Here is a 26,452-nt window from a genome sequence, read left to right on the forward strand (position 1 = left end):
TCCTCACAAGCTATCTGTTCTGGATATACAAATTCCAAAACCTTCCAAACCTACATAATGATGCTCTTTAGAAGCATAAAGAATAACAGAACTCATCCCTAAATGTTTTAAAATTTGTGATCCTAAACCAATCCGGCGCCATTCTTCTTCGCGTTCAATCGCTTGCGCATGCTTTTCCAACCCCTTCATTGCTCGTTCCTGACTGCTAACAGCTGATTGTACACCAACAGATCCTTCACGCAAATAAACAAATACACCACACTTTTCTTTTTGCATCATTCGCTGCATGATAACTGTAATATCTGAAGATTGACCAAAAACATCTTTCAAAATATTTTCACGATGCAAATAAACAGGAATATCCTCACCGTTACGGATATCCCCAAAAATAATTGCAATATGTTGAACAGATTCCCAAGGAAGTTTATAGCTTTGAACGACAGCCGGGCCTGCTGATGTTTCAATAGACATTTCTCCAACATGCTGAATCAACATTTCCTTACGTTGGCGATAAGCAATCAAATCTGCAACTGTTATGATATGTAATTGATTGGCTTGTGCAAATCTTGTAATTTCATCTCCATGTTTCACGCTACCATCATCATTGACTAATTCACCAATAACACCAACGGGCGGTAAACCAACTAATTTACATAAATCAACAGCTGCTTCTGTGTGGCCTGAACGCATGAGAACGCCCCCTTGATGCGCAATCAAAGGAAAAATATGCCCAGGACGAACAAAATCGTCTGCGCTAGCATTTGCATTCGCAAGATTACACACTGCTAATGTACGATCGTGTGCTGAAATTCCTGTTGTTATGCCATGTTTAAAATCAACAGTAACGGTAAATTGGGTACGATGCGCCGAATCATTATCCGATACCATAGGAACAAGATTAAACCTTTGTGCTTCCTCTTTTGGCATAGGTGCACAAACAATACCTGTTGTATGGCGAATGATAAACGCCATCTTTTCTTCTGTACAATGAGCAGCAGCAAGCGTTAAATCACCTTCATTTTCACGGTCATCATCATCGGTAACCACGACAATTTCACCACGCTCAAAAGCTTGAAGTGCTGAAACAATATTTTTTTCGTCATACGCCATCATTCACCTTCCCAATAACCCAACCTGACCGCGATGTCTTAGATAATGATCAGCAATAGCACAAGCGACCATCGCTTCACCAACAGGAACAGCACGAATTCCAACACAGGGATCATGGCGTCCCTTCGTTACAACGTTTATTTCATTACCATCAACATCAATCGAACGACGAGGAGTTAAAATTGAAGGAGTAGGTTTCACAGCAAAACGGGCGACAATTGGCTGTCCACTCGATATTCCACCTAAAATACCACCTGCGTGATTGGATAAAAAAAATGGTTTCCCATCACTTCCCATCCGCATTTCATCTGCATTTTCTTCTCCCCTTAGGCAAGCTGCTGCAAAACCATCACCGATTTCCACACCCTTCACGGCATTAATCGACATGAGTAATGATGCGATATCCTGATCAAGTTTTGCGTAAATAGGTGCTCCCAAACCTGCCGGAACATTTTCTGCAACAATCTCAATAACAGCACCAACAGATGAACCACTTTTGCGTACTTTATGAATATAATCGCTAAAAACCTGTACCATCTCTGCGTCAGGCGTAAAGAAAGGATTGTTATCAACCTCTGACCAATTCCAATGATCGCGATTAATCATGTGGGGACCAATTGCTATCACAGCGCCCCGTATAAGCAAATCAGGAACAATTTTACGAGCAATAGCACCTGCTGCAACACGTGCTGCTGTTTCACGCGCTGACGCGCGTCCACCACCACGAAAATCACGAACGCCATATTTAATATCATAGGTATAATCTGCATGACTAGGACGATACTGATGAGCAATGGAACCATAGTCTTGAGAACGTTGGTCTGTATTTCGAATCAATAGAGAAATCGGTGTTCCCGTTGAGATCAATGTGGTTCCATCGTCTTGAGTCATAACCCCTGAAAGTATCTCTACTTGATCCAATTCTTTACGCTGTGTTGTATATCGAGATTGTCCTGGTCTGCGTTTATCAAGATAGGATTGAATATCTGAAAGGGTAAAAACAATTCCCGGAGGACAACCATCAATGACACAACCAAGAGCAGCTCCATGGCTTTCACCCCATGTTGTTACACGAAACAAATGACCAAACGTATTATGCGACATGCAAAAATGACCCGTTTCTCTGTCAAAATATAGGCAACTACAGTCTACGTTGAGGTGTACACAAACAGCTTTTATTGCAAAAGACCATGAGCCATTTTAATTTTTTTCACACTACCATTATCGAAGAATAACTTTGTAAACCAAACTTTACTCTTTAACGACGGAAATATCTGGTGCATCAACAGCTTTCATACCTATAACATTATAACCTGAATCCACATGATGCACTTCTCCCGTAACAGAACGAGACAAATCTGAAAGAAAGTAAAGAGCAGAATCACCTACTTCTTCAATCGTTACCGTACGACGTAAAGGAGCATTATATTCATTCCATTTTAAAATATAACGGAAATCACCAATGCCAGAAGCCGCTAAGGTTTTGATCGGTCCAGCAGATATAGCATTAACACGAATATTTTGGGGGCCTAAATCTACTGCCAGATATTTTACGCTCGTTTCAAGAGCTGCTTTTGCAATTCCCATCACATTATAATTGGGAACAACCTTTTCTGCACCATAATAGCTCAGTGTTAAAATTGAACCACCATCTGACATTAATTTCTCTGCACGCTTTGCCAGAGCCGTTAAAGAGTAAACAGAAATATTCATAGTCATCATAAAATTCGATTCGCTGATATCAATATAACGACCGCTTAATTCATCCTTATCAGAAAAACCAATCGCATGAACTAAAAAATCGAGCTTGCCCCATTTCTTCTCTATTTCTCTAAAAACCGCATCAATAGACGCACTATCAGAAACATCACAATGACCGCAAACGAACCCTTTTACTTCCTCAGACAAAGGCTCAACACGCTTTTTCATCGCTTCTCCCTGATAGGTAAAAGCAAGCTCTGCCCCTGCATTACTTGCTGCTTTAGCTATCCCCCAAGCGATAGAGCGATTATTGGCCAATCCCAAAATTAAACCACGCTTGCCGCATAATAAACCATTACCCTTAGCCATTAGCACTGCCCCATTGTTACTTAAAATCAATATTATTTATCTGCCTATGGCATAGGTCAACTTTTTCTTCAAGCAATTGCTTTAAAAGCAAACAAAAACTACGCTTTTATATCGCTCAAATGTTAACTTTTTTGCATTTGCAAAAATTGTTTTAATCCAGCATCTCCACCTTCCGGCAACATAATACGAACATGTATATAAAGATCATCTCTTGTACCGTTTTTTAAACGAAGCCCTTTTCCTTTCAACCGTAAAATACGATCAGAGCTCGACCACGCAGGAATCGTTAAAACCACACGCCCTTCTAAAGTCTCAACTTCTTCTTTTACTCCCAGAACAGCATGTTTTAGGGAAACTGGTAAATCAAGATGGAGAGCCCTTCCTTCAACGCGAAAACGAGGATGTTTTTGAATGTGAATGGTTATCAGCGCATCTCCTGCTTGCCCATAAGTCACCTCTTCTCCTTGACCCTTTAAACGAATGGTTTGACCATCTTCAACATAGTCTGGAAGTTTAATTTTTAATCTTTTTCCATTAGGAAAAACGGCTTCAACCTTTTCCGCACCAACCATTTGCTCCAATGTGACAGAAAGATTGGCACGAACATGCGCCCCTTGTTGCGGTTGATTATATCGTGCAGAATTTGAAAAGCCTTCTCTTCTGCCAAACAGATCACGAAAAATATCACTCGCATCAAAACCTGCCCCTCCTGAGGAAGTAAAATCAAAACCTTTTGCACCTCTTGAAAAAGGATTATGACTATTGCTAAAATTTTCACCAGCACCATAAGTTTGATAAAGTGGTTTTCCCTCCATATCAATTTCACCGCGGTCAAATTGTGCCCTTTTGTCTTTATCACCTATAATTTCATAAGCTTGATTAATTTCAGAAAACTTTTCTTTAGCCTTTGCATCATTCATATTGTGGTCTGGATGATATTTCTTGGCTAATTTTCTAAATGCTGATTTAATTTCTTGCGGTTTTGCGGTACGTGCCACACCCAGAATTGTGTAGGGATCACGCATATTGCCCTCTTTTCAATTTTTCCGTGTTCAAAATATCACCTGATAGGTTGTTCAATATTCCTCATAGCTTCATCAATCTTTTCTCAAGAAGATTTCTCTCTGCCTTTATATGTCTATAAAGAAACCAAAATACCATATAAAAGAGATATTTTATTTAATATAGCTCACTGTATTCTATACTAAAGAAAAAAACGATTAAAATATCATAATAGTACATGACGGCATTGGCTTTTCGAAATAAGAAAAAACAGCACTTTATTTTTTAATGATAAAGTAAATTAAGGAGTTCTCACTCATACTCACGGATATTCGGAGAATATTATGAGCAATAAAGTACAAACAAACGACGATTTTATACAAATGCAACAACCTTTTGCACTTTTTGCAAAGTGGCTTGAAGAGGCAACCGTAAACGAAGTAAATGATCCTAATGCGATGGCATTAGCAACGGTTGATGAAACCGGATTACCTAATGTTCGTATGGTACTTCTCAAAGATTATAGTTCCCAAGGATTTGTTTTCTATACAAACTATGAAAGCCAAAAGGGAAAAGAAATTTTAAAATCAATGAAAGCATCTTTAAGTTTTCACTGGAAGTCACTGCGCCGTCAAGTCAGAGTTCGCGGCATTGTTGAAAAAGTCAGTGTTCAAGAAGCAGATGCATACTTTCAATCCCGGCCGCGTAGTAGCCGAATTGGTGCATGGGCGTCCAAACAATCTCGGCCATTAGAAGACCGTTTTGTCCTCGAAAAAGCAATTGCCCAATATACAACACGTTATGCACTCGGAAATATCCCGCGCCCACCTTATTGGTCTGGATTTCGTGTTAAACCCCTTTCTATCGAATTCTGGCGTGATCGCCCGTTTCGTTTACATGACCGCTTGCTCTTTACACGCGATTCTGTTGAACAGGATAATTGGCAAAGGCAAAAACTTTATCCCTAATTTTTCAAACTTTCATGGTTATGAGGATAAAATCCTCATAACCATGAAAAAGACCTTTGTAACATTGAAGATCAAATCATTGATTTAAATTGGACGATCGTATTTTCTATGAGAATTTTTTTGATAATAATCATTTTCTTACTGTATAACTTCAATAAAGTTTCAGTGATCAAGATTGATTTAAAAGAAAAGGCTATATTCAGCGAACCTTAAATGAGCTCATCTGTCATATTCAAATGGAGCGTAGAAAGATAAAATAATCTTGCCTATTTCAATCCCAACGACCTAAGTGGAAATCATAATTTATATTAAGACAAAGGGGAAAGCGAATATCCTTAATTAAATTGGTTTTCAGTTTATCCTAGATAAGAAGTAAAATTTATTAAGATTGTCGTTTTACATTGAGAACGATTTCTCAAGGCTAGAAGGACAAAACTTAAATAGAATGTAGACAGACGATGCAAATTGTAAAGTACAAGAAATTTAAAAATCAATGAAAGCATTGCTTCATATTTTGGGTCCTCTCGTTTTTGAATGGGGATACGTTCCTTATGTAAAACAGAACACCATTTTGTTGCGCATTTACGTGCTTTTTGCAAAAAACATTTCTCAACGCACTCAAGCCTCTTTTACGACAGTGCCCATGAATGTAACGTAAAAAGCATTGTACCACACTATCTTTACGCTTGCACAAGTACATGCTGGCAATATCATACCATTTACCAGCCCCAATGTTACGACAACTCTTATATTGGAGAGTGTTCAGAGAAAGCACTTTTACTTCTCTCTTTAATTGTTTTTACCTACACAGGAACCATGTTTATAAACATGCAAGAAAATCATTTTCATTGATTTAATATAAAAAGATTTAAGATAAGAGAAACTGATTGTTTTTGAAGTTGTTATTCAATATGAATGACAATCTGTCAGCATGATAAAGCAATATCTTATAACACATATTCATGGTAGCATTACATAACAGATGGTTTTATTTTTAGCTTCGTATTCTTAAATCGCAGGATAAAACATCATCCATATACCACCGCATATTAAACCAGCGAAAACCGCAAACCCAATAAACGAATTCGATTTGAACAGCTTTAGACATTGTGAACTGTCATTTATATCAATGACTTTAATTTGAACAAACATGTGGACACTTGCCATAAAAATCCCCAAAAAGCTAATAAGAGGGACTTCTGCCAAATAAAATGCCAAGCTGGTAAGCACCACAAAACCACTATATAAAAAGACCAAAGCACGCTTGGTGCCTTCACCAAAGAGCAGTGCCGTAGAACGTACCCCAACTGTAGCATCATCCTCTTTATCTTGATGTGCGTAAATTGTATCGTATCCTATTGTCCATAAGATGGATCCCATATAAAGTAAAATTGGTGACCAACTCAGACTCCCATACACAACTGCCCACCCCATTAATGCCCCCCAATTAAATGCAATGCCTAAAAAAAACTGGGGCCAATATGTTACGCGTTTCATAAAAGGGTAAAGTGCAACTGCTACCAATGACGAAATCCCTAGAAAAAAACTGTATCTATTAAATTGTGATAGAATGCCTAAACCAACCAAACATTGCACCAATATAAAAAGCTTTGCTTGAAAACGACTCACATGACCTGTTGGTAATGGACGAGAACGTGTTCTCTCTACCTGAGAATCAATTTGATGATCGATAAGATCATTCCAAGTACACCCTGCCCCGCGCATCGCTACAGAACCTAAAAAGAACAGAAAGAGATACCAACACCAATGAAAGAACATTGATATAAAAGGTAATTGGTGCATTTTATAAGAGAGAAAAGCCATCGTTGTTGACCAAAAACAAGGCCACATCAGTAGCTGCCACCCGATAGGACGGTCCCAACGTGCTAATTGAGCATAAAACCATATCGAGGCAGGCAGAAAACGATAGACCCACTGTTTGGAAGATGCATCCATCACTCGTCCCTGATTCTCGCAGGATTGAATATGTGCAATATTTTTACTTTTTTTCATTAAATAATCTTACCTTTAGTCTTGCGATAGAGGCATTTCATTCTTATGACAAGAATCAATTTAATTATCTTCTATGATAGGAGCAAATGATGAACATCCTTCTTATCGGCTCGGGCGGACGCGAACATGCTTTGGCGTGGAAAATAGCAGCATCGCCACTGCTAACGAAATTATATTGTGCTCCTGGAAATCCTGCAACAATGGAACATGGTGAAAATATTGACTTAAACATTGATGACCATTCTCTCGTCATTGACTTTTGTAAAACGCATTCTATTGATCTTGTCGTTGTTGGACCAGAAGCACCACTCGTTGCAGGTATAACAGATGCCCTTAATAAGGCTGGTATCTGTGTATTTGGACCTACTCAAAAAGCTGCCCAGTTGGAAGGTTCAAAAGCTTTTACGAAAGATCTATGCCGTAAAAATAACATTCCTACAGCCTCCTATCAATGCTTTGATGATTCTGCAAAAGCCAAAGCCTATATTCAGCAACAAGGTATTCCCATTGTTGTTAAAGATGATGGTTTAGCGGCCGGTAAAGGTGTTGTCGTTGCAACAACTATGGAAGAAGCATTTAATGCTGTTGATGCCTGCTTTAAAAGTACCTCCTGCAATGCGGCAAAAAAAGTTGTTGTAGAGTCTTTTCTTGAAGGTGAAGAAGCAAGCTTCTTTTGTCTTTGTGATGGTAAAATTGCCCTTCCCTTTGGATCAGCTCAGGATCATAAACGTGTGGGGGATGGTGATACTGGAGCAAATACCGGTGGCATGGGGGCTTATTCACCAGCTCCTATCATGACCGAAAAAATAATTGATCGTACTCTCAAAGAGATTGTTGAACCGGCTCTACATAGTATGAATGCAATGGGATCTCCCTTTAGAGGTATTCTTTTTGTCGGATTGATGATAACACAAAAAGGACCTGAACTTATTGAATTTAATGTGCGATTTGGCGATCCTGAATGTCAGGTTTTAATGATGCGTCTTGAAGATGACATTCTGCCAATTCTTTTTGCTGCTGCTCAGGGAAATCTTGAACAAAAGCCCCTGCAATGGTCTCAAAAAACTGCCTTGACTGTCGTTATGGCTGCAAAAGGTTATCCAGAATCTCCCCAAAAAGGTACTGTTATCCGTAATCTTGATAAGGTAAAGGCTCTTTCTGATGTGAAAGTTTTTCAAGCTGGCACTCTATTGAGCAATGGAGAACTCATTGCCAATGGTGGACGCGTTTTAAATATAACAGCAATGGGCAAAACCGTCATACATGCGCAAAAGCGCGCCTATGAAGCTGTCGATTGTATTGATTGGCCCGAAGGTTTTGTCCGCCGCGATATTGGTTGGAGAGCCATTGCGCAAAAAAGCTGAATTCCTTGAACTTTCCTTAACTATAGCGTTTTCATAAACATGGGCATTATCCATAAACTTGAGAGCCTCCTAGCACACGTGCTTTATCATAAACCTCCGCATTGCCATAAATTCTGGTTTTATCAAGATAACTTGCCATAAATAGTGTCATAAATCAATGCGTTCTCATAGACTTGTGCATTTCCATAAATCTCAGCTCTAATATGCACGCTAGCATTGCCATAGACCCTTGCATTTTCATAAATTTTAGCAGATCCAGTAATCTTTGCATTATCAGAAACATAAGCATTATCGAAAACCCGCGCATCACCATAAACCATGGCATCCCCCCGCCCCAGCAATTGCCATTATGAGCTAAATTGCAACCTTATGTATAAAGCCGCCGAGGTTCCCTGCCTTAACATTGGCAAAATCCCTTAAAGCCCGAATGCGATAAAGAGTATAATCACCGCCCTCTATTGTTTCACCTGTAAATTCGTATTTTTTTGCAGGCTCTTGTTTATTAACAGATGCGGTTTTATTTGAAATAGAAGAAATAACGGGGGTGTTTTTTGATATATTTGTCATAATTAAATCCTAATCGTTATAAAGTTTCTATTAATACTCTATAAGAGCGCCGGGCTCTAGCAAGACATTGATTTATATAGATAATTCACTGTTTTGCATGTTGAATTAAAGACCCGAATATAGTAAGGTTTTCTCATTCTAAACCCTCTCAGATTGAATCAATTAATATCACTTGCTTGCACGTCAAAAGCGGGGCTGGTGTGTTAGTAAAAATTGTATAAGAAAGAACTAAAAATGGCTCTTATGAACCGTCTTAATGCAAGGGCTGTAGCAACATTGGGAGCTGGTAAATATAATGATGGTGCCGGCTTGTTACTCCATAAGCGTAAAGATGGTGGTGCTCAATGGATTTATCGCTATACCATTCACGGACGTCGTCGCGAAATGGGATTGGGTGCCTTAAGAGATGTCTCTTTAAAACAAGCCCGTGAATTTGCAACTGGGTGACGTTCTATTTTACGTGAGGGTCGTGATCCCATTAAAGAACGTGAGAAACAAAAGCGTGAGGCAATAAGCAATCTTCATTATTTAAAAGATATTGCACTAGATGCTTTTGAAAGTCGTAAAGCTGAATTAAAAGGGGATGGTAAAAATGGAAACTGGTTTTCACCCTTAAAACTTCATGTTTTACCTAAATTAGGCTGTTTGCCCGTTTCAGAGATTACGCAAACAGAGATACGTAATGCCCTTGCTCCCATTTGGCATACAAAAGCTGCAACAGCTAACAGAGCTCTTATTCGTCTCAATATGTGTCTCAAACATGCGGCTGCATTAGGTTTGGATGTTGATTTACAGGCAGTAGAAAAAGCACGTGCTCTTTTAGGTCAACAACTCCATAAAACACAAAATATACCAGCCATGGATTGGAAAGATATTATTTTTGCCTTTAAAATAGTAAAAATATCTAACGCGAAAACCTTCTGTCAACATATGTTGTCCAGCAAAGCTCTTATTGATAATCAAAAGCAAAACACAGCAGAATAAACAGCTATGGCAGCATAATCCTAAAACATGAAAACATATAAGATCTACTGTAGGGTAACTCGATTCGCGATAACCAAACGCAAACCTAACGGATTGCTATAACGAAGTGAGAAACGCTTTTGCTTAGAATGCAGAGTTGTATAAAAGAACCGGCGTAAATCGAAACGATCTTTGACAACAATAACACGATTATCTTCATTGATCATAAGCATAGGAAGATCATAAGTATCTGCCCATAAGCGCCAGTCTAAAAGAACATTATTCAAATCTCTAGAAACTAAAAGGGGGATGCAAACTTCCTCATCTCTATGCAGCAATTCTAATGCAACGGCTCTTTCTCCTGAATGCGTTTTTACAGTACGTGCTACAATTCCTTTGAAATGATAAGAGGGCATTAAATGCGATAAGCTTGAAGGGGTATCTGTTTTAAAGAAAACACCACGTTCACTTAACGAACAAAGTATTTTGTTGCCCGTTTTTGATGAAAAATATGTCGTTGTTTGTGGCAAATGGCACGGATCCAACCGAAATTCAAGCACCGCTTTTGCCTGATTAAAGCATTGATTAGCCATATATAGTGTCCCAATTTATTTTAATAATACTACACCCTTTAACAGCTTTTTCTCATTGGATTATTAAAAGATTGAATAAAAAACAACTGGTTTCTTTTTTGGTTATTGAAATCTAAACAAAAACACATGATACAATTTATCTCTCTTGCATTATAAGACTTTTCCAGGATTCATAATCCCTAAAGGATCGAGCTCTTTCTTAATCGCTTGCATAATATCCAATGCGACAGGCGATTTGAAGGCACGAAGTTCCTCACGCTTAAGTTGACCAATTCCATGCTCAGCAGAAAACGCACCTTGATAGTGCATCACTAAACTATGAATACTATGGTTCATTTGTGACCATAACTGCAAAAATACTGCAGGATCAGCTCCAACGGGTTGGGTAATATTATAGTGCAAATTTCCATCGCCCATGTGACCAAAACAAACTATCCGCGCACCTGGAACAATTTCTTCAACAATATTTTCTACATCGGAGATAAAATCAGGAATGGACGCAATAGGTACTGCAATATCGTGCTTAATGGATGCTCCTACTAATTTCTGTGCAGGTGATATACTTTCACGCAATTGCCAAAAAAAATCTTGCTGCTTTAATGATTGTGCAACAACAGCATCTTCTATCACAGCATCCTTTAAAGACTCTTCCAAAATAACACTAAGCACTGAAAAGGCTTCATTTTCCCCCTGTAATGATGAAATATTAATCAATACATACCATTCATGCTCCTGTTCAAGAGGAGACCTATCACACATCTTATAGTCTAAAGCCATTTGTAAGCTCAGTTTTCCCATGAGCTCAAAACCTGTTAACATCTCCCCTCCATGACATTGTGCAAGAGATAAAAGCTCTAGAGCCTTAGCTGGACTACATAAACCAACTAAAGCAACTGCTTTTCCTTTAGGTTTTGGAAACAATTTTAAGACCGCTGCTGTTATAACTCCTAAAGTGCCTTCTGCTCCAATAAAAAGGTTTTTCAAATCATAACCGCTATTGTCTTTCTTAACAAAACGTAAATCATTTAAAATACGACCATCAGGCAAAACAACTTCCAAACCAAGACAAAGTTCACGCATATTTCCATAAGCTAAGACAGCTGTTCCTCCAGCGTTAGATGAAAGATTTCCCCCTATCTGGCAGGAACCTTCTGAAGCCAAAGAAAGAGGAAAAAAACGACCTGCTTCATCTGCTTTTTTCTGTAAGTCTTGTAAAATAACTCCAGCCTCCACCACAGCAAAATTACCTTCAAGATTTATACATCTTATCTTATTAAGTCGTTCCATAGATAAAAGAACGCTGTTCCCACTTTCATCTGGTTGTTGACCTCCTACCAGCCCCGTATTTCCCCCCTGCGGTACAACCGGTGTGCGCGATTGGCTAGCGAGTTGCATAATTGACGACACTTCTGCAGAAGACGATGGTCGTAAAAGCAATGATGTTTTCCCATGAAATCGTCCGCGTTCTTCAAGCAAATAGGGTGCAATCAATGCCTGATCTGTTATAGCATTCCCAACTCCAACAAGTTTTGTAAATTTTTCAATTAACTCCTGCTCCATCTTCAATCCTCTCTTGGAGCCGCTGCACGTATAAGACGATCATTAATAGCCTCACCTAATCCATATGTTGGAATAGGTCCTACGGCAATAGATCTCACCTTTAATGAATCCAATTCTCTCAAATATTGAAATAAATGAGAGGCGGCCTCTTCCAGCTGTCCACTCTCGCTCAGATTTAAAACAGAAATAGCATTTTCAGCCCCCATAATGCGTTGTCTACCAAATGCTAAAAGGGCCTCATCATTTTCAACCTTATCCACATTCAAACGAATCGCAGCATTTGGTGCGTAATGCGATTTTAACATACCTGGTGCTTCAATCGTAACCCGCTGATCTATCCGTTTTAACGATCTTCCCGCAACTTCTTCAATCTTTTGCACCACAAGCCCTCCAGAACGCAAAAGGTAAATATCTTCATTACAAACCTTAATAATTGTTGATTCAATCCCTATTGTGCAAACTCCTCCATCAAGTATCAAAGGAACAGATCTCCCTAAAGATGCAAAAACAGCTTCAGCCGAAGTAGGACTAAGACGCCCTGACTGATTGGCACTAGGAGCAGCAAGAGGTCGACCAAAATATTCCACAATTTCTGCAAAACGACTATTGGGAAAACGAACAGCCAGTGTATTCAGACCAGAAGTGGTTAAAGGGTGGATATTATGCTGTACCTTTAAAGGAAGAACAAATGTTAAAGGTCCTGGCCAAAATACCTCCATTAATCGACGCGAAAGAAAATCAATTTCAACGTAGCGCTGCGCCATATCAATGCTACTGACATGAGCAATAAGAGGATTAAATTGTGGACGCCTCTTTGTCGAAAAAATAGAAGCTACTGCCCTCCCATTGGTTGCATCACCAGCCAATCCGTAGACCGTTTCTGTTGGTAGAGCGACTAACTTCCCCTGTTCAAGAAGTGCAACGGCTTGCTTTATCGAAGCGCTATTGAGAGGGAGAATTGTCATAAAACATCATTCCTATAGCGCCATTTGAGAGGAGCAAAACTATAACGATGTAATCCCACAATTGGCCCATATTTATCAAGAGCAACACGATGTGCTCGCGTTGCATATCCTACATGCTTCTCTAAACCATAGCCTTTATAAATTTGCCCTGCATATTCCATCATCCGATCCCGCGTTACTTTAGCAATAATAGATGCTGCTGCGATTGAAACCGAACGTTGATCGCCTTTAATCAAAGCAGTTGCTGGGCATGGTAATTCAGAAGGAATATCACGTCCATCAATGAGTGCATAGTGAACTGGAACTGCTAATCCTGTAAGACAGCGACGCATTGCTTCTAAAGTTGCTTTTCTAATATTAGACTGATCAATCGTATGGGCGCAAAGACTCGTAATTGAAATTGCTAATGCATTTTGTAAAATTTCATTATAGAATTTCTCGCGTTGTAGAAAAGACAGCTTCTTTGAATCATTTAACCCATCAGGAATATGATCTTTATCCAAAATGACTGCCGCGGTTACTACAGGCCCAGCAAGAGGCCCACGTCCTACTTCATCAATACCTGCTATATGAAAAAAACCTTGGCTTTGCAAATCTAATTCATATGAAAAATTCGGCTGTAGTGGTAGATTAGACATCTTTTATAAATCACACATACAAAGAAATACACCATTTCACAGCCTGCTTTTTTCTGCAAGCATAGAAATAAAAGAGCTTAAATATAGAGTCTTCGCACCACTCTCTGATTCTTCCACTAAACATTATCTTAGCATGTGCCCATCTGATCTAGAAACCAAAAATACTTATTCTAGTATCTAATCTCTCCATTGCACATAACAAAAATCTTTCTCTCTTAAATCTTTCCTAAAGTCATAATCGGTTGCACAAACCAACTTGGATGCATTGATTTAATAAAAAGAGCTGCCTTTTGTGCTGCTTGTTGATTCTTAAAAATACCAAAACAAGTTGCTCCCGTTCCAGACATGCGAGAAAAAAGAGAGCCACACCCATCTAATATGGATAACACTTCCTTTAATTGAGGCGCAACTTTCAAAGCAGGAGCAAAAAGATCATTGCGCGTTTCTTGTAACGCCTCAACCAATGCATCAACTGTCTTCAGAGCTTCTGGATCAATCTTTAGAGGCGAATGGTTGTGCTTTTCTACAGCTTTAAAAACAGCTTCCGTTGCAATCTGTTGTCCATGATTTACTAACACCATTGCAAGAGAACAAGCTTCCTTTATTCGTGTAATATCTTGGCCAATTCCTTTGACAAAAAGCGGCTGCTGATATTCCAATGCCAAAAGACACATTGGTACATCGGCACCAAGAATGACGCTCATTTCTGCTAATTTTTCACAAGAATCATTAAGATTCCACTGTTGATGCAATATACTCACAACAGCCGCTGCATCACCAGAGCCACCACCAATACCTGAAGCAATAGGCAATGTTTTAACAAGTTTTAAAAAAGCTGGTTTAGCACTTTCAGGAAAGGTCTTGCGCATAAAATCACGTGCGCGGATAACCAAATTATCTGAATCAGCAATAAGCCCTTGTGCAAATGGACCTGTTAGAACAAAGTGATCATTTTTACACGGAGCATAGCTTAAACAATCACCACTGAGACTAAAATAGACCAAACTTTCTATTAAATGATAACCATCAGCGCGCTGTCCAACAACATGCAAAGCCAAATTCAGCTTAATGGGGGTGAATCTATAAGAATAACCTTTGAATGAAGTTCGTACATCCGAGATCATCTGACGTAATATTCACCTGTATAGGGATCCTTTACCAACCTACCCCGTTTTTTTGTACTCGGTTTAGCTTCTTCTACCCCTCCTCCCCAGAACATCTTCTGCAACCGTTTCCTTATTAAATAATAAATATGAAAAGCTGCTATACACAATAAACTGAATGCAATCATTCGCACCATTTCAAGTTCGTTCTTTCTTACAAGTATTTTTAGGTAAAATTACTAGCTCTCCCGCGTAGCTCTTAAATTGTCGCCCTCATCACAAACCATAACGTTGCCACAGTGCACGCTCTTGTGCGGTTATAAATACACTGTCAACTGCTGTAGAAACCACATGAGCCGTAACTCCTGCAGGCGTTTTAGGTCCTAAAAGACTTTTTGGAGGCGTAATTAATCGAAGTTTTGTATCATCCCCAAAACGTTCTTTAATAACAGAACGTACATCATTCAATCCATCAACAAGGCCAAGTTCAATGCCTTTCTTCCCACTCCAAAACATTCCTGTAAAAATATCCGGATCATTTGATAGCTTCGCTGCACGCCGTTCTTTAACCAAATCAATAAAAGTCTGATGAACTTCGAGTTGTAGAGATTTCAAATGCTCAATATCTGCCTTCTTTTCAGGCTGAAATGGATCTAAGGTAACCTTGTTTTTTCCTGCCGTGTAAACACGCCGCTCAACACCAATTTTCTTCAAAAGCTCAGGAAAACCAAAGGAAGCTGACACAACTCCTATAGAGCCAACAATCGAAGAAGGATCAGCAAAAATCTCATCTCCCGCACAAGCAATCATATAACCACCCGATGCAGCTACATCTTCAATAAAGACAAGAACCTGTTTCTTTTTTTCCTCTGCCAAATCACGGATGCGTTTAAAAATAAGACGCGATTGCACCGGCGAACCACCAGGAGAATTAAGAATAAGTGCAACAGCCGGTGCCTTTTTGTATGCAAAAGCTTTGTCTAAAAGACTCGCACACCTCCCCAAGGAAAGCGTACGTGACATTAGTGTCGTTGAATCCATAATCGCCCCATGAAGACGCACCACAGGGATTTCAAGTTTACTCGAATAAAAACGATGCGGAATAAGATTTTTGATAACTTCCATCAAAATAAAACTTCCTTATAAGCTAGGAGAAAAGATAAACTAATAAAAAGGGAACAACATAACTAAACACAAAATTGCCTAAACAAAGCCAAAATATAGTATCACATCCCACTTCACTCAAAATCTAAATCTCCTTTAGAGGGTTAAAGATCTAAGTTTGAATTTAAATAATAACTTGAAAAATACAAGATATCATTTTAAAAGTTCCCACAAACTTATACATCCATTATTGATTGCGTCAATCCGCGGTGAAAAAGCATGGCTACTGCCCTCATGCATAATCAATGCCGGTAATATAGACAAGGCCGCTCTACTTCCTCGTTTTGCATAAAATAAAATACGAATTGCCGCCGTTGTTGCACGTGCATGAACGGGAATGATACAGATACCACCAAAACGCCCTTTAAAAGCGTAGAGAATATCATTTAATGATTGCGGACGTGCAATTAATCCTAAATATCCACCTGGCTTAACAATTGCTGCTGCACTTCGTAACCAATGATCAAACATGGCTTCAGGCATAACATGTGCCTCAGATTTTTGTTTATCAGGTGTTTTGCGATCGGCAGGATTATTAAAAGGTGGATTCATAATCGCAAAATCAAAAGAATTATCCACCAATCCTACTTCTAAACGCTTCTTCCCTTTCAAAGTAACATCTGCTTCTAACAAACAAATTCGCTCAGCTAATTTTTCATTCTGTTTGAGCATAAGCGTTTTTTGTGCGTAAGATACCATAAAAACTGAGCGTTCAACCAATGTAACATAAACTTGTGGGCAACGCGCAGCAACCGCCAAACCTGCTGCACCAGTACCCGCTCCTAAATCAACAACCTTGCCCTTTAAATTACTGGGAACCAAACTGGCTAACAACATAGCATCCATTCCAGAGCGATGACCATAGGTGCGTGGTTGAACCAAATAAAACTTCCCGCGATGAAAACTGTCTATTGTTTCATCAGTCTGATTCGTTGTTTTATCCATTTATGAAAACCTAATGTTTATTATAAACTGTCTTTTTTCTTATTCAGTGCTGCTCAAAAAAAGCTATTTCAAACTTTTACTCTTGAAATTTTATCACAGCAACATTCCACAAATTTAAAAACATTTCTTGCAAATATCATCCAAAGCTTGTGTCAAAACAAAACCCCCTTTATGTTAGGGACAAAATAGAAATTACATAAGTCCATTGCAATACTCTGGGAGTAAACATATTGCGCGTAGCTACAAAACTAGATCAAACAAAAAACAATCAAATATCCCTTCAATCCCTCATTAATCTTACCAAAAATGATATGGAGCGCGTCAACCAATTGATCCTCTCTATGGCAAAATCAGAGGTTGAAATGATCCCTGAAATTTCTAACCATCTTATTTCATCAGGTGGAAAACGCTTACGTCCAATGATCACACTAGCTTCCGCTCATCTGTTTGGTTATCAAAATGAAGGGCATATAAGGCTTGCAACAGCTGTTGAATTTATGCATACAGCAACCTTATTACACGATGATGTGATTGATGAGAGTGAGTTACGACGAGGAAAATCTACTGCACGAATGATTTGGGGAAATCAAGCAAGCGTACTTGTTGGTGATTTTCTGTTGGGACAAGCTTTTAAAATGATGGTTGATGTTGGTTCTATAGAAGCGCTCTCTGTTCTTGCAAATGCTGCGGCAATTATTGCTGAGGGAGAGGTGATGCAGCTTTCTGTTGCAAAAAACATTGAAACCAGCGCTTCAGACTATCTCAAAGTTATCAATGCAAAAACGGCAGCACTTTTTTCAGCTGCCGCTGAAGTCGGACCAATTATTGCGGACTATGGAGATAAAGAGCGTTCTGCATTGCGTGAATATGGAACATTGCTAGGACTAGCTTTTCAATTGATTGATGACGCACTTGATTATGGTGGTTCTGCTCAAAATTTGGGAAAAAATATAGGGGATGATTTTAGAGAAGGAAAAATCACAATGCCTGTTATTCTCGCATATGCACGTAGTGATACGGTAGAAAAAGCATTCTGGAAACAAGCTCTTGAAGACGGTCATAACAATAATGAAGCCTTTGCATATGCACGGCACTTAATAGAAAAATATGATAGCCTCATAGATACCATAGAACAAGCTCGCCTTTATGGAAAGCGTGCAATTGACGCTCTTGCCCACCTCAACAAAAATCTTGCCTACAATGCTCTTATTGAGACTGTTGATTTTTGTATTGCACGCATAAACTGATACTTGGCAGGAAACACAATATTTTTCAACAAAGTAATCGGACATGATCTATAAACTATACAATCGATTGATTATCTTGAAAAGGATTAGCCCTATGTGCAATGCAACGGTATCCCGCTTTTTGACATTCTTTATCGTGGGTATCATGCTGATGCCATCAGCAACCTCTAGCAAAATAAACACCACTATAAATCCAACATCATTTACGGGTGCCTATTTAGCTGGAAGAGTGGCAAATCATGAAAATAAAATAGATCTTGCCATTCATTATTTTAAACAAGCACTCTCTTACAAACCTGATAACATTGAAACACAAAAAGAGCTCCTTGAAGCTATGCTTTCTGTGGGAAACTTTAAAGAAGCTGTTCAGCAAGCAAAAAAACTTAAAGAACAAAATGTTATAACTCCTTTTGTGTCCTTGACATTGTCGATAGAAAGCCTCATCAAAAGAGATTACAAGAATGCTCAACTTCTTTTGCAATTAAAAGGACCTCCTACACGTCATAATAATCCAATACCTGAACTCATCGGTGCATGGATCACATTCGGTTCTGGACAAAAAGCTCAAGCAATTGCTGATCTTGAAAAGATCAAAGGACCTGCTTGGTATAGCCTTTTTATACATTATCATCTTGCACTTATGAACGACCTTGCAGAGCAAACACAAGACGCAAAAAAACATTTCATACAGGCGCTTAATAACAAACAAGGGAATCTTATAGCTCCTAATACCTATGAGCGTATTATTATAGCCTACGCCTCATTCCAATTGCGCCATAACATGCGCAATCAGGCTCTTCAAACTATGAAGCATGGCGAACAAATGTTGTCAGGCCGAGAGGTTCTTAAAAATATCCTGAAAAAAATTGAAAAAGGTGCTTCCTTAGAAAGATTAGTTAAGACACCTCAACAGGGAGCTGGTGAGGTGTTATACAACTTTGGAACAGCACTCAATTATAAAAACTCAGGACAAATTGCACGTATTTTCAAACAATTATCTTTTGCCCTTTATCCTCAAAGTGATGCAACGCTGTTCCAACTCGCGCTTATTTCTGCTAAATTAGATAATCCTGATCAAGCCATTAAACTTTATCGCGCTTTACCACCTAAGTCGCCTTATTATAAAGATGGACAGCTTCAGCTGGCATTTCTTCTTGCCAATCACAATAATTACAATGAAGCTATCAAATTACTTAACGCATTAAATAAAAAATTTCCCAATGACCGCGCTATGTTGATAACGCTGGCTGCCTTTTATATGCAAGATCATAAATTTGTAGAAGCTACAAAAGTCCTAGATCGTGCTATTGCGCAGATAAAAAATTTTCAACGAGATGATTGGAAACTCTTTTATCAACGTGGTATTGCTTTCGAACGTCTAGATCAATGGTCAAAAGCTGAAAGCGACCTGCGAAAAGCTCTTGAATTTGTTCCCAATCAACCGCAAGTTCTTAATTATCTAGGCTATTCACTTGTTGATCGTGATCAAAAACTTGAGGAATCGCTCAACATGCTCCAGAAAGCTTCTGCATTACAGCCGCAAAACAGTTATATCCTCGACTCTCTAGGATGGGCCTATTACAAGCTTAAACAATATAACAAAGCTGTGCAGATATTAGAAAATGCTGTTAAATTGCAACCTGAAGATCCAACATTAAATGATCATTTAGGCGATGCCTATTGGCAAGTCGGACGCAAACATGAAGCAATCTTTCAATGGAATCATGCCATTGATAATGAAGCAAAAGACTCCAAAAAAATCGAAAAAAAATTGAAATTTGGCTTGCAATAAACAACGATGCTTGACCACAAGCACATGAAATAATAGACAATGATAGAGGCTGAAACTCCTTTGGTTGCTGTCTGTTGGTTAAATATTAAAAAGAGTATAAAGTGTGAAACTGCCTGAACATCTTAATCCCAAACGTTCTTTTCAGGGACTTATCTTAACTTTGCAAAATTATTGGGCTCATTATGGGTGTGCAATTTTGCAACCTTATGATATGGAGGTTGGAGCTGGAACTTTTCATCCCTCCACCACACTGCGCTCTCTGGGACCACGCCCTTGGAAAGTGGCTTACGTCCAACCTTCTCGACGCCCAACAGATGGGCGATATGGTAAAAATCCAAATCGCTTACAGCACTATTATCAATTTCAAGTCCTTCTCAAACCCTCGCCCTTCAATTTACAAGAGCTTTATATTAAATCGCTACAAGCGATTGGTCTTGATACAAAACTTCATGATATCCGTTTTGTTGAAGACGATTGGGAAAGTCCAACGCTTGGAGCTTGGGGACTGGGATGGGAGTGTTGGTGTGATGGAATGGAAATTTCTCAATTTACTTATTTTCAACAGGTTTGTGGCATTGAATGTGCTCCAGTTTCAGGAGAACTCACCTATGGGCTTGAACGTCTAGCAATGTATATCCAAGGTGTTAATAACGTCTATGATCTCAACTTTAATGGTTTAGAGGGAAAAGACAAAATAACTTATAGAGATATTTTTTTACAAGCAGAACAAGAATATTCATACTATAATTTTGAATTTGCTGATACTAGTCTTCTCCATCAACATTTTATTGACGCAGAACGCGAGTGCATTGCACTTCTTGAGGCGGGGAAACCAAATCATGAAAATGGCATGCACTTGTGTGTTTTACCGGCTTATGATCAATGTATTAAAGCTAGCCATATCTTTAATCTTTTACAGGCACGAGGTGTTATTTCTGTAACTGAGCGACAGAGTTATATATTGCGCGTTCGCGATCTCGCACGCCGCTGTGGAGAAGCCTTCTTACACACAGAGGCAGGACAAATACAGACTAAAGGAGAAGCCTGATGTCTGATCTTCTTCTTGAACTTTTTAGCGAGGAAATCCCAGCACGCATGCAACGAAAAGCTGCCGCTGATCTCAAAAAATGTGTAACAGATCAACTTGTCAATGCAGGTTTAACCTATAAAGCTGCCTGTGAATATTGGACACCTCGTCGATTAACATTAGACATCCGTGGCCTTTCACTGCGTTCAAAAGATATCCATGAAGAACGTAAAGGTCCCAGTACAAAATCACCCCAGCATGTGATTGATGGCTTTCTACGCTCAACAGGTCTAAGGGATATTTCTGAAGCACATATTGCGCATGATAGTAAAAAAGGTGAATTTTATATCGCTAAAATCATAAAAAAAGGCCGGAATGCAGAAGAAATTATCGCTGATATTGTACCGGATATTATTCGCAATTTTCCATGGCCAAAATCTATGCGCTGGGGAAAAGATTCAGAACAAAGTGGAGCACTGAAATGGATTCGCTCTTTACAAAATATTCTCTGCATCTTTGGACCAGAAATTGGTGAAACGCATGTCGTTCCCTTTACTATTGGTTCCCTTAAAAGCAATAATCTGACCTATGGTCACCGTTTTTTAAGTGACGGAAAACCAATCCAAGTTCGTCGCTTTGAAGATTATATTACCAAACTTGAAGCCCATAAAGTTATCCTTGATGCGGAAAAGCGAAAGAATATTATTTTGGCAGATGCCCAAAATCTTTGCTTTGCAAATGGCTTAGAGCTGGTTCAAGATAGTGTCCTCTTAGAAGAAGTCGCAGGACTCGTTGAGTGGCCTGTGGTGCTTATGGGAAATTTTGATAAATCCTTCCTTGATATTCCTCCAGAAATTATTCGCTTAACCATTCGAGCCAATCAAAAATGTTTTGTAACAAGAAAACAAGGTGAAAAAGTCAAGCTTTCTCCTTATTTTATTCTTGTTTCTAATATCCTTGCAAGTGACGAGGGCAAGGAAATTTCTAAGGGGAATAGCAGAGTTATCTGTGCTCGTCTTTCGGATGCACTCTATTTTTGGCAAACAGACCAGCATGATCTGCCTGATATCAAAAACTTAGAATCTTCTATAAAAAAATTTGATCTTGATTTTAAAAAGCCTCTCGATCAAAGAATGGCACGACTTGATCATTTAAATGTAACTTTCCATGCAAAATTAGGTACGCAAAGTGCAAGAATAGAACGCATCGCTGCACTCGCACAAAAAATTGCTCCTTTGGTGCAAGCTGATCCTTTGTTAGCAAAACGTGCAGCAGTACTTGCAAAAGCTGATTTGCAAACAGAAGTTGTCGGAGAATTTCCTGAATTGCAAGGACTCATGGGAAGAAAATATGCTCTTCTTCAGGGAGAAGATCCTCGCGTAGCTGAAGCAATTGAAGACCACTATAAACCTCTTGGCCCAACAGATCGCATTCCGCAAGAGCCTCTTGCTATAACAATTGCGCTAGCTGATAAAATTGACATGCTTGTCGGTTTTTGGCTGATTAATGAAAAACCAACCGGCTCAAAAGATCCCTATGCATTAAGACGAGCAGCATTGGGAATTATTAGGCTTGTGCTTTTGCGTGACTGGAAAATTAATCTTATGCCATTGTTTCATTTGGCAGCAAATCTTTTTTTACAACAAAAAAAAGAATATGAGACATCTCAAAGAGAAAATACACAATCGCCAACTTACTTTCTGGAAAAAGTAGAATATATTTTATCAGATCTATTAGTTTTTTTTCATGAACGTTTAAAAATTTATCTCAAAGAGGAAGGTGCACGTTATGATGCTATTGAAGCAGTCTTAAATAAAAATGCTGATGATTTTTTGCTCGTTGCACGTCACGTCGAAGCACTCATCGTTTTTATCAATACAAGTGATGGAAGTAATTTTTTAGCCGCCGTGAAACGTACCGTAAATATTCTTGAGAACGAATTTCAAAAAGATACAGCAACAATAATAAATGAAATTAATCCTGAGCTCTTTATTGAGATAGAAGAAATACAACTCTATCAAGCAATTATTGAGATAGAAGATAAGATTTGTAACGACATCCGTGCAACAAACTTATCAAATGCACTCAATATACTAACCCCACTGGGAAAATTGATCGATAGATTTTTCGAAAAAGTATTGGTAAATGATAAAGATCCTAATATTCGTACTAATCGTCTTGCTCTTCTTAGACGTATTCATACCAGTACAGAAGCAATAGCGGATTTTTCAAAACTTGTAATTTAAAATTTAAACATCTTCTCAACTGAAAAAATATTAAAAAAGAAGAGAATTCTATTTGAGTATTTTGAGCACTAAATATAGAAAATATCATTATAAAACTTGAGAGAAATTTCATTCATTGTAAAATTTATAATTGTAAATAATACTTCTGACTTTTTCCCTGCTTTAAATAACCAAGGATTCTATCAGTGCCTCTCTGTAAACAGTCCAACTTTTCTTGACAAACTTTACTTAGCTGATCATTCTATGCCGTTTACTCATAAGTTCTGCAAGACACTCTATACACTGAATACTCATCTCCATATCTCATCTGTAAAATTTTATACACCTTATATGACAGCCTTAAATGATGGTGTTTGATAGTATAATAGCTCGTGAAAAATTTTGTGCATCCTCAAAAAATAGCGCATGAATTGATAATGATAATTTACCGTTTTAGATATCTAAAAGAAAACATAAAATAAGTAAGAATATCTCTCTTCGAACTCTCTTCATGGTAAAAAGATGTCTTTTTATCTCTTATAAGAAAAATAAATATATGGATAAAAACTCTTTGAGAAAAGAGCCAATATGCTTCTCAGGAAATATCTTAATATAAGAGCTGTTGCAACATTTTGAGCTTATCAATACAAATGAAGAGGAAATCTTCATTTTTTCATAAAGATAAAAATAGCCATATCTTCTGATTCTTGCGTTATCATCTTATGAACGGCATTCCAAGATAAGCCTGAAAGCTGTAGATATATAGCTCAATGAAGTATATCAATTAATATCGTGAGATAAATTTGAAAGATATAAAAAACTCAATTCCTCAAAAGAAACTATACTGTGAAGGATCAATTTTCTAAAAAGCTCAAGCTATTAATTAAGATATGTTTTTATTTTAGTAAGGGATTCTTCACAAAGAGCCTCTTCAATAAGCTCATTCTCTTTGCTAGAAGTCAACTCTTTGGCAATAAGCGTACGAGCAACCGAAACTGCTAAATCAATAGCAGATGAAGAAACCATCCTTACCGCATCGGCTTCTGCTTGAGCAATTTTTTGCTCTGCCAATTTATTGCGATTTTTTACATACTCTTCTGCTTTTGCACGCGCCTCAGCAATAACAGCTGCAACCTCATGCTTGGCTGCTGCAATAATCTCTTGCGCATCCTTTTCCGCTTCCGCATGTTTGCGCTGATATTCAGACAGCAATTCTTGTGCCTCTTCACGAAGGCGCAGAGCTTCATCAAGCTCATCTTTGATACGTTTTGCTCGTGCATCAAGATGCTGCACCGCCATCTGTGGAATTTTGAAATAGACCAAAAGAGCCAAAAAAAGAACTAATCCAACAAAAGCCCAAAAAGTATCAGTCATTTTTGTATCCTTTAGTAATCCGCAGCTTTAACAGTTGAATGAATAATCTCTTTGTTAACATCAACATTAATCAATTTTTTTACAATTTCAGAAGCCACTTCTTCAGCAATTGAGCCAACATTTTGCATAGCTTTATCTCGTATTTTTACTATCTTTCTCTCAGCATCTGCTAGCTTTTTCTCTAAACTTGCTTCAATTTCCTTGCGTTCAAGTTCAGCCTTTTCCTTTATTTCCTCACTAGCAGCCTGCGCTATAACATATGCTTGTGAACGTGCTTCTGCTAATTTGCGTTCGTAAGTTTCAACCACGGTGTCTGCTTCTTGCTTCATACGCATTGCCTGATCCAAATCAGATGCGATTCGATCTCTACGAGTTTCAATAACGCCGCCAATACGCGGTACAATCACACGAGAGATGAAGAGATAAAAAAAACCAAAAGAAATCGCTAACCAAAAAAGATGTGAAGCAAAATGCACAAAATCAAAAGGCGGAAATACACGATCTACATGCCCTGCTGCACTCTTGATATGCTCTATAGATGCTTCAGTGGTCTGTGCATAAGCGCTGGAAACAAACATCCTTTTTATCCTTCAAATAACTTAATGAAAAATCCTTGATATTGACAACAATTCACTCACATCCTTTGGCTCAAAAGCAAAAGGGCATGTCTGCCTGTTACAAGACAACAGACATACCCTTACTTAAAAAGCGATTAAACCGCAAAAAGAAGCAACAAAGCAATGAGTAATGAAAAAATACCCAAAGCCTCTGTTACAGCAAAACCAAAAACGAGACGGCCAAACTGGCTATCGGCAGCAGATGGATTGCGTAACGCACCAGAAAGATAGCTCCCAAAGATATTTCCTAAACCCAAAGCCGTACCCGCCATACCAAAGCAAGCAAGACCAGCACCAATATATTTTGCTGCAAGCACCAATTCCATATTATTCTCCTTTAAAGCGAAATTGTACCATTCGACGGAAAACCGCCAGTTTTATTAATGTCCTGGATGAACTGCATCATTAAGATACATACAAGTTAAAACCGTAAAGACATAAGCTTGAAGAAATGCAACTAAAAATTCAAGAGCAGTAATCGCTACGGTCATAATAAGCGGTAAAATTGAACCACCAATGCCTACGATTCCTACCCCAACCATTGAAACGACAAAACCTGAAAATACTTTGAGGGTAATATGACCAGCAAGCATATTAGCAAAAAGACGAAGTGAAAGACTGATGGGACGAGAGAGAAAAGAAATAACCTCAATCATCGTCACAAGAGGTAAAATCATAACAGGGACACCACTGGGAACAAATAGCTTCAAAAAACCAATCCCATGTTTATAAAAACCATAACTTATCACCGTCAAAATAACCAACATCGCCAATGCAAACGTGATCATAATCTGAGAAGTAACCGTATAAAAATAAGGGAAAAGACCAATAAAATTAGCAACCAAAATAAAACTAAACAAGGAGAAAACCAAAGGAAAAAACTGCATTCCCTGCACTCCAGATGATTCTCGCAAAGTTGACGCTACAAACTCATACGCCATTTCTGAAAGAGACTGCATTCGTGTTGGAACTAATCCACGACTTGATGATGATATGAAAAGAAAAACTGACGTTACAACAACTGTCGCCACTATAAAAAGTGATACATTTGTAAATGAAAAATCCATATTTCCTATGGAAATCTTAATCAGTTGTGAAACCTCAAACTGATGAATAGGATCTGGAGCGTGCGATGTCACTTCAAC

At 38.5% G+C, this 26,452-nt stretch carries 24 protein-coding genes and 1 pseudogene; 7 read left to right on the forward strand and 18 right to left on the reverse strand.

The genetic code is table 11. The features are described from left to right. Positions 1-3 precede the first annotated feature (3 nt). The 4 genes from ribB to PVV68_RS04540 form a co-directional block, all read right to left on the reverse strand. Entirely contained in the window at positions 4-1,110 is a 1,107-nt protein-coding gene (gene ribB / locus PVV68_RS04525) for a 3,4-dihydroxy-2-butanone-4-phosphate synthase (RefSeq protein ID WP_273720792.1), read from the reverse strand. Positions 1,111-1,113: 3 nt separating this feature from the next. Beyond that, complete coding sequence (gene aroC, locus PVV68_RS04530; protein ID WP_273720759.1) at positions 1,114-2,214, reverse strand: chorismate synthase; 1,101 nt, start codon at positions 2,212-2,214, stop codon at positions 1,114-1,116. A 147-nt stretch (positions 2,215-2,361) separates the two neighbouring features. Beyond that, positions 2,362-3,180 carry an enoyl-ACP reductase FabI gene (gene fabI / locus PVV68_RS04535; RefSeq protein ID WP_273720760.1) on the reverse strand — a complete coding sequence of 273 codons (819 nt, stop codon included), beginning with the start codon at positions 3,178-3,180 and terminating at the stop codon, positions 2,362-2,364. A gap of 122 nt (positions 3,181-3,302) precedes the next feature. Beyond that, positions 3,303-4,205 carry a J domain-containing protein gene (locus PVV68_RS04540; protein ID WP_273720761.1) on the reverse strand — a complete coding sequence of 301 codons (903 nt, stop codon included), beginning with the start codon at positions 4,203-4,205 and terminating at the stop codon, positions 3,303-3,305. 321 nt (positions 4,206-4,526) lie between these two features. On the opposite strand from PVV68_RS04540, the gene pdxH reads away from it, so the two are divergent. Then, entirely contained in the window at positions 4,527-5,150 is a 624-nt protein-coding gene (pdxH, locus tag PVV68_RS04545) for a pyridoxamine 5'-phosphate oxidase (RefSeq protein WP_273720762.1), read from the forward strand. A gap of 1,008 nt (positions 5,151-6,158) precedes the next feature. On the opposite strand, the gene ubiA is transcribed toward pdxH, so the two are convergent. Next, positions 6,159-7,163, reverse strand: coding sequence for a 4-hydroxybenzoate octaprenyltransferase (ubiA, locus tag PVV68_RS04550; RefSeq protein ID WP_273720763.1), 1,005 nt, complete (start codon positions 7,161-7,163; stop codon positions 6,159-6,161). Positions 7,164-7,252: 89 nt separating this feature from the next. Between ubiA and purD the strand changes: the two genes are divergently transcribed. Beyond that, entirely contained in the window at positions 7,253-8,527 is a 1,275-nt protein-coding gene (purD, locus tag PVV68_RS04555) for a phosphoribosylamine--glycine ligase (protein ID WP_273720793.1), read from the forward strand. Between the two features lie 122 nt (positions 8,528-8,649). Here the strand turns inward: purD and PVV68_RS04560 are convergent, their stop codons facing one another. After that, a complete protein-coding gene (locus PVV68_RS04560) occupies positions 8,650-8,847 on the reverse strand; it encodes a hypothetical protein (protein ID WP_273720764.1) in 198 nt (65 codons plus the stop codon). A 34-nt stretch (positions 8,848-8,881) separates the two neighbouring features. Then, positions 8,882-9,094: a hypothetical protein gene (locus PVV68_RS04565; RefSeq protein ID WP_273720765.1), complete on the reverse strand. Its 213-nt coding sequence runs from the start codon at positions 9,092-9,094 to the stop codon at positions 8,882-8,884. Between the two features lie 234 nt (positions 9,095-9,328). Here PVV68_RS04565 and PVV68_RS04570 point away from each other — a divergent pair. Then, positions 9,329-9,985: pseudogene (locus tag PVV68_RS04570) on the forward strand (tyrosine-type recombinase/integrase); the annotation flags it as partial. Positions 9,986-10,122: 137 nt separating this feature from the next. Here PVV68_RS04570 and PVV68_RS04575 read toward each other — a convergent pair. From PVV68_RS04575 to PVV68_RS04605, 7 genes are all read right to left on the reverse strand, one after another. Further along, the gene (locus PVV68_RS04575) at positions 10,123-10,650 is read right to left on the reverse strand and encodes a DUF6101 family protein (RefSeq protein WP_273720766.1); all 528 of its coding nucleotides are present in this window, start codon (positions 10,648-10,650) and stop codon (positions 10,123-10,125) included. Between the two features lie 150 nt (positions 10,651-10,800). Beyond that, positions 10,801-12,210: an FAD-binding oxidoreductase gene (locus PVV68_RS04580; protein WP_273720767.1), complete on the reverse strand. Its 1,410-nt coding sequence runs from the start codon at positions 12,208-12,210 to the stop codon at positions 10,801-10,803. Between the two features lie 2 nt (positions 12,211-12,212). Next, positions 12,213-13,175: an L-threonylcarbamoyladenylate synthase gene (locus PVV68_RS04585; protein ID WP_273720768.1), complete on the reverse strand. Its 963-nt coding sequence runs from the start codon at positions 13,173-13,175 to the stop codon at positions 12,213-12,215. Continuing rightward, on the reverse strand, positions 13,172-13,813 hold the full coding sequence (locus PVV68_RS04590; RefSeq protein ID WP_273720769.1) for a ribonuclease HII: 642 nt from the start codon (positions 13,811-13,813) through the stop codon (positions 13,172-13,174). Before PVV68_RS04590 ends, PVV68_RS04585 begins: the two co-directional genes overlap by 4 nt. Positions 13,814-14,028: 215 nt before the next feature. Further along, entirely contained in the window at positions 14,029-14,937 is a 909-nt protein-coding gene (locus PVV68_RS04595) for a 4-(cytidine 5'-diphospho)-2-C-methyl-D-erythritol kinase (RefSeq protein ID WP_273720770.1), read from the reverse strand. A 255-nt stretch (positions 14,938-15,192) separates the two neighbouring features. Next, positions 15,193-16,041 carry a S49 family peptidase gene (locus tag PVV68_RS04600; RefSeq protein ID WP_273720794.1) on the reverse strand — a complete coding sequence of 283 codons (849 nt, stop codon included), beginning with the start codon at positions 16,039-16,041 and terminating at the stop codon, positions 15,193-15,195. Between the two features lie 192 nt (positions 16,042-16,233). Next, complete coding sequence (locus tag PVV68_RS04605; protein ID WP_273720771.1) at positions 16,234-17,025, reverse strand: tRNA1(Val) (adenine(37)-N6)-methyltransferase; 792 nt, start codon at positions 17,023-17,025, stop codon at positions 16,234-16,236. 230 nt (positions 17,026-17,255) lie between these two features. On the opposite strand from PVV68_RS04605, the gene PVV68_RS04610 reads away from it, so the two are divergent. The 4 genes from PVV68_RS04610 to glyS all read left to right on the forward strand — a co-directional run bounded on the left by PVV68_RS04610 (position 17,256) and on the right by glyS (position 23,337). Further along, entirely contained in the window at positions 17,256-18,272 is a 1,017-nt protein-coding gene (locus PVV68_RS04610) for a polyprenyl synthetase family protein (RefSeq protein WP_273720772.1), read from the forward strand. Positions 18,273-18,366: 94 nt separating this feature from the next. Then, positions 18,367-20,064, forward strand: coding sequence for a tetratricopeptide repeat protein (locus PVV68_RS04615; RefSeq protein WP_273720773.1), 1,698 nt, complete (start codon positions 18,367-18,369; stop codon positions 20,062-20,064). Between the two features lie 103 nt (positions 20,065-20,167). Further along, positions 20,168-21,112 (forward strand): glycine--tRNA ligase subunit alpha, encoded by a 945-nt coding sequence (locus tag PVV68_RS04620; protein WP_273782684.1) that lies wholly within the window; start codon positions 20,168-20,170, stop codon positions 21,110-21,112. Continuing rightward, on the forward strand, positions 21,112-23,337 hold the full coding sequence (gene glyS, locus PVV68_RS04625; protein ID WP_273720775.1) for a glycine--tRNA ligase subunit beta: 2,226 nt from the start codon (positions 21,112-21,114) through the stop codon (positions 23,335-23,337). The genes PVV68_RS04620 and glyS overlap by 1 nt, the downstream gene beginning before the upstream one ends. Positions 23,338-24,195: 858 nt before the next feature. On the opposite strand, the gene PVV68_RS04630 is transcribed toward glyS, so the two are convergent. The 4 genes from PVV68_RS04630 to PVV68_RS04645 form a co-directional block, all read right to left on the reverse strand. After that, positions 24,196-24,690 (reverse strand): F0F1 ATP synthase subunit B, encoded by a 495-nt coding sequence (locus tag PVV68_RS04630; RefSeq protein ID WP_273720776.1) that lies wholly within the window; start codon positions 24,688-24,690, stop codon positions 24,196-24,198. Between the two features lie 11 nt (positions 24,691-24,701). Next, a complete protein-coding gene (locus PVV68_RS04635; RefSeq protein ID WP_273720777.1) occupies positions 24,702-25,268 on the reverse strand; it encodes a F0F1 ATP synthase subunit B in 567 nt (188 codons plus the stop codon). Positions 25,269-25,402: 134 nt separating this feature from the next. Then, on the reverse strand, positions 25,403-25,633 hold the full coding sequence (locus PVV68_RS04640) for a F0F1 ATP synthase subunit C (protein WP_006589457.1): 231 nt from the start codon (positions 25,631-25,633) through the stop codon (positions 25,403-25,405). A gap of 54 nt (positions 25,634-25,687) precedes the next feature. Next, positions 25,688-26,446: a F0F1 ATP synthase subunit A gene (locus PVV68_RS04645; RefSeq protein ID WP_273720795.1), complete on the reverse strand. Its 759-nt coding sequence runs from the start codon at positions 26,444-26,446 to the stop codon at positions 25,688-25,690. Positions 26,447-26,452 lie beyond the last annotated feature (6 nt).

Origin of the sequence: Bartonella sp. ML69XJBT, from assembly GCF_028618515.1 — a bacterium.
In the GTDB taxonomy this organism is placed as follows: Bacteria; Pseudomonadota; Alphaproteobacteria; order Rhizobiales; family Rhizobiaceae; genus Bartonella.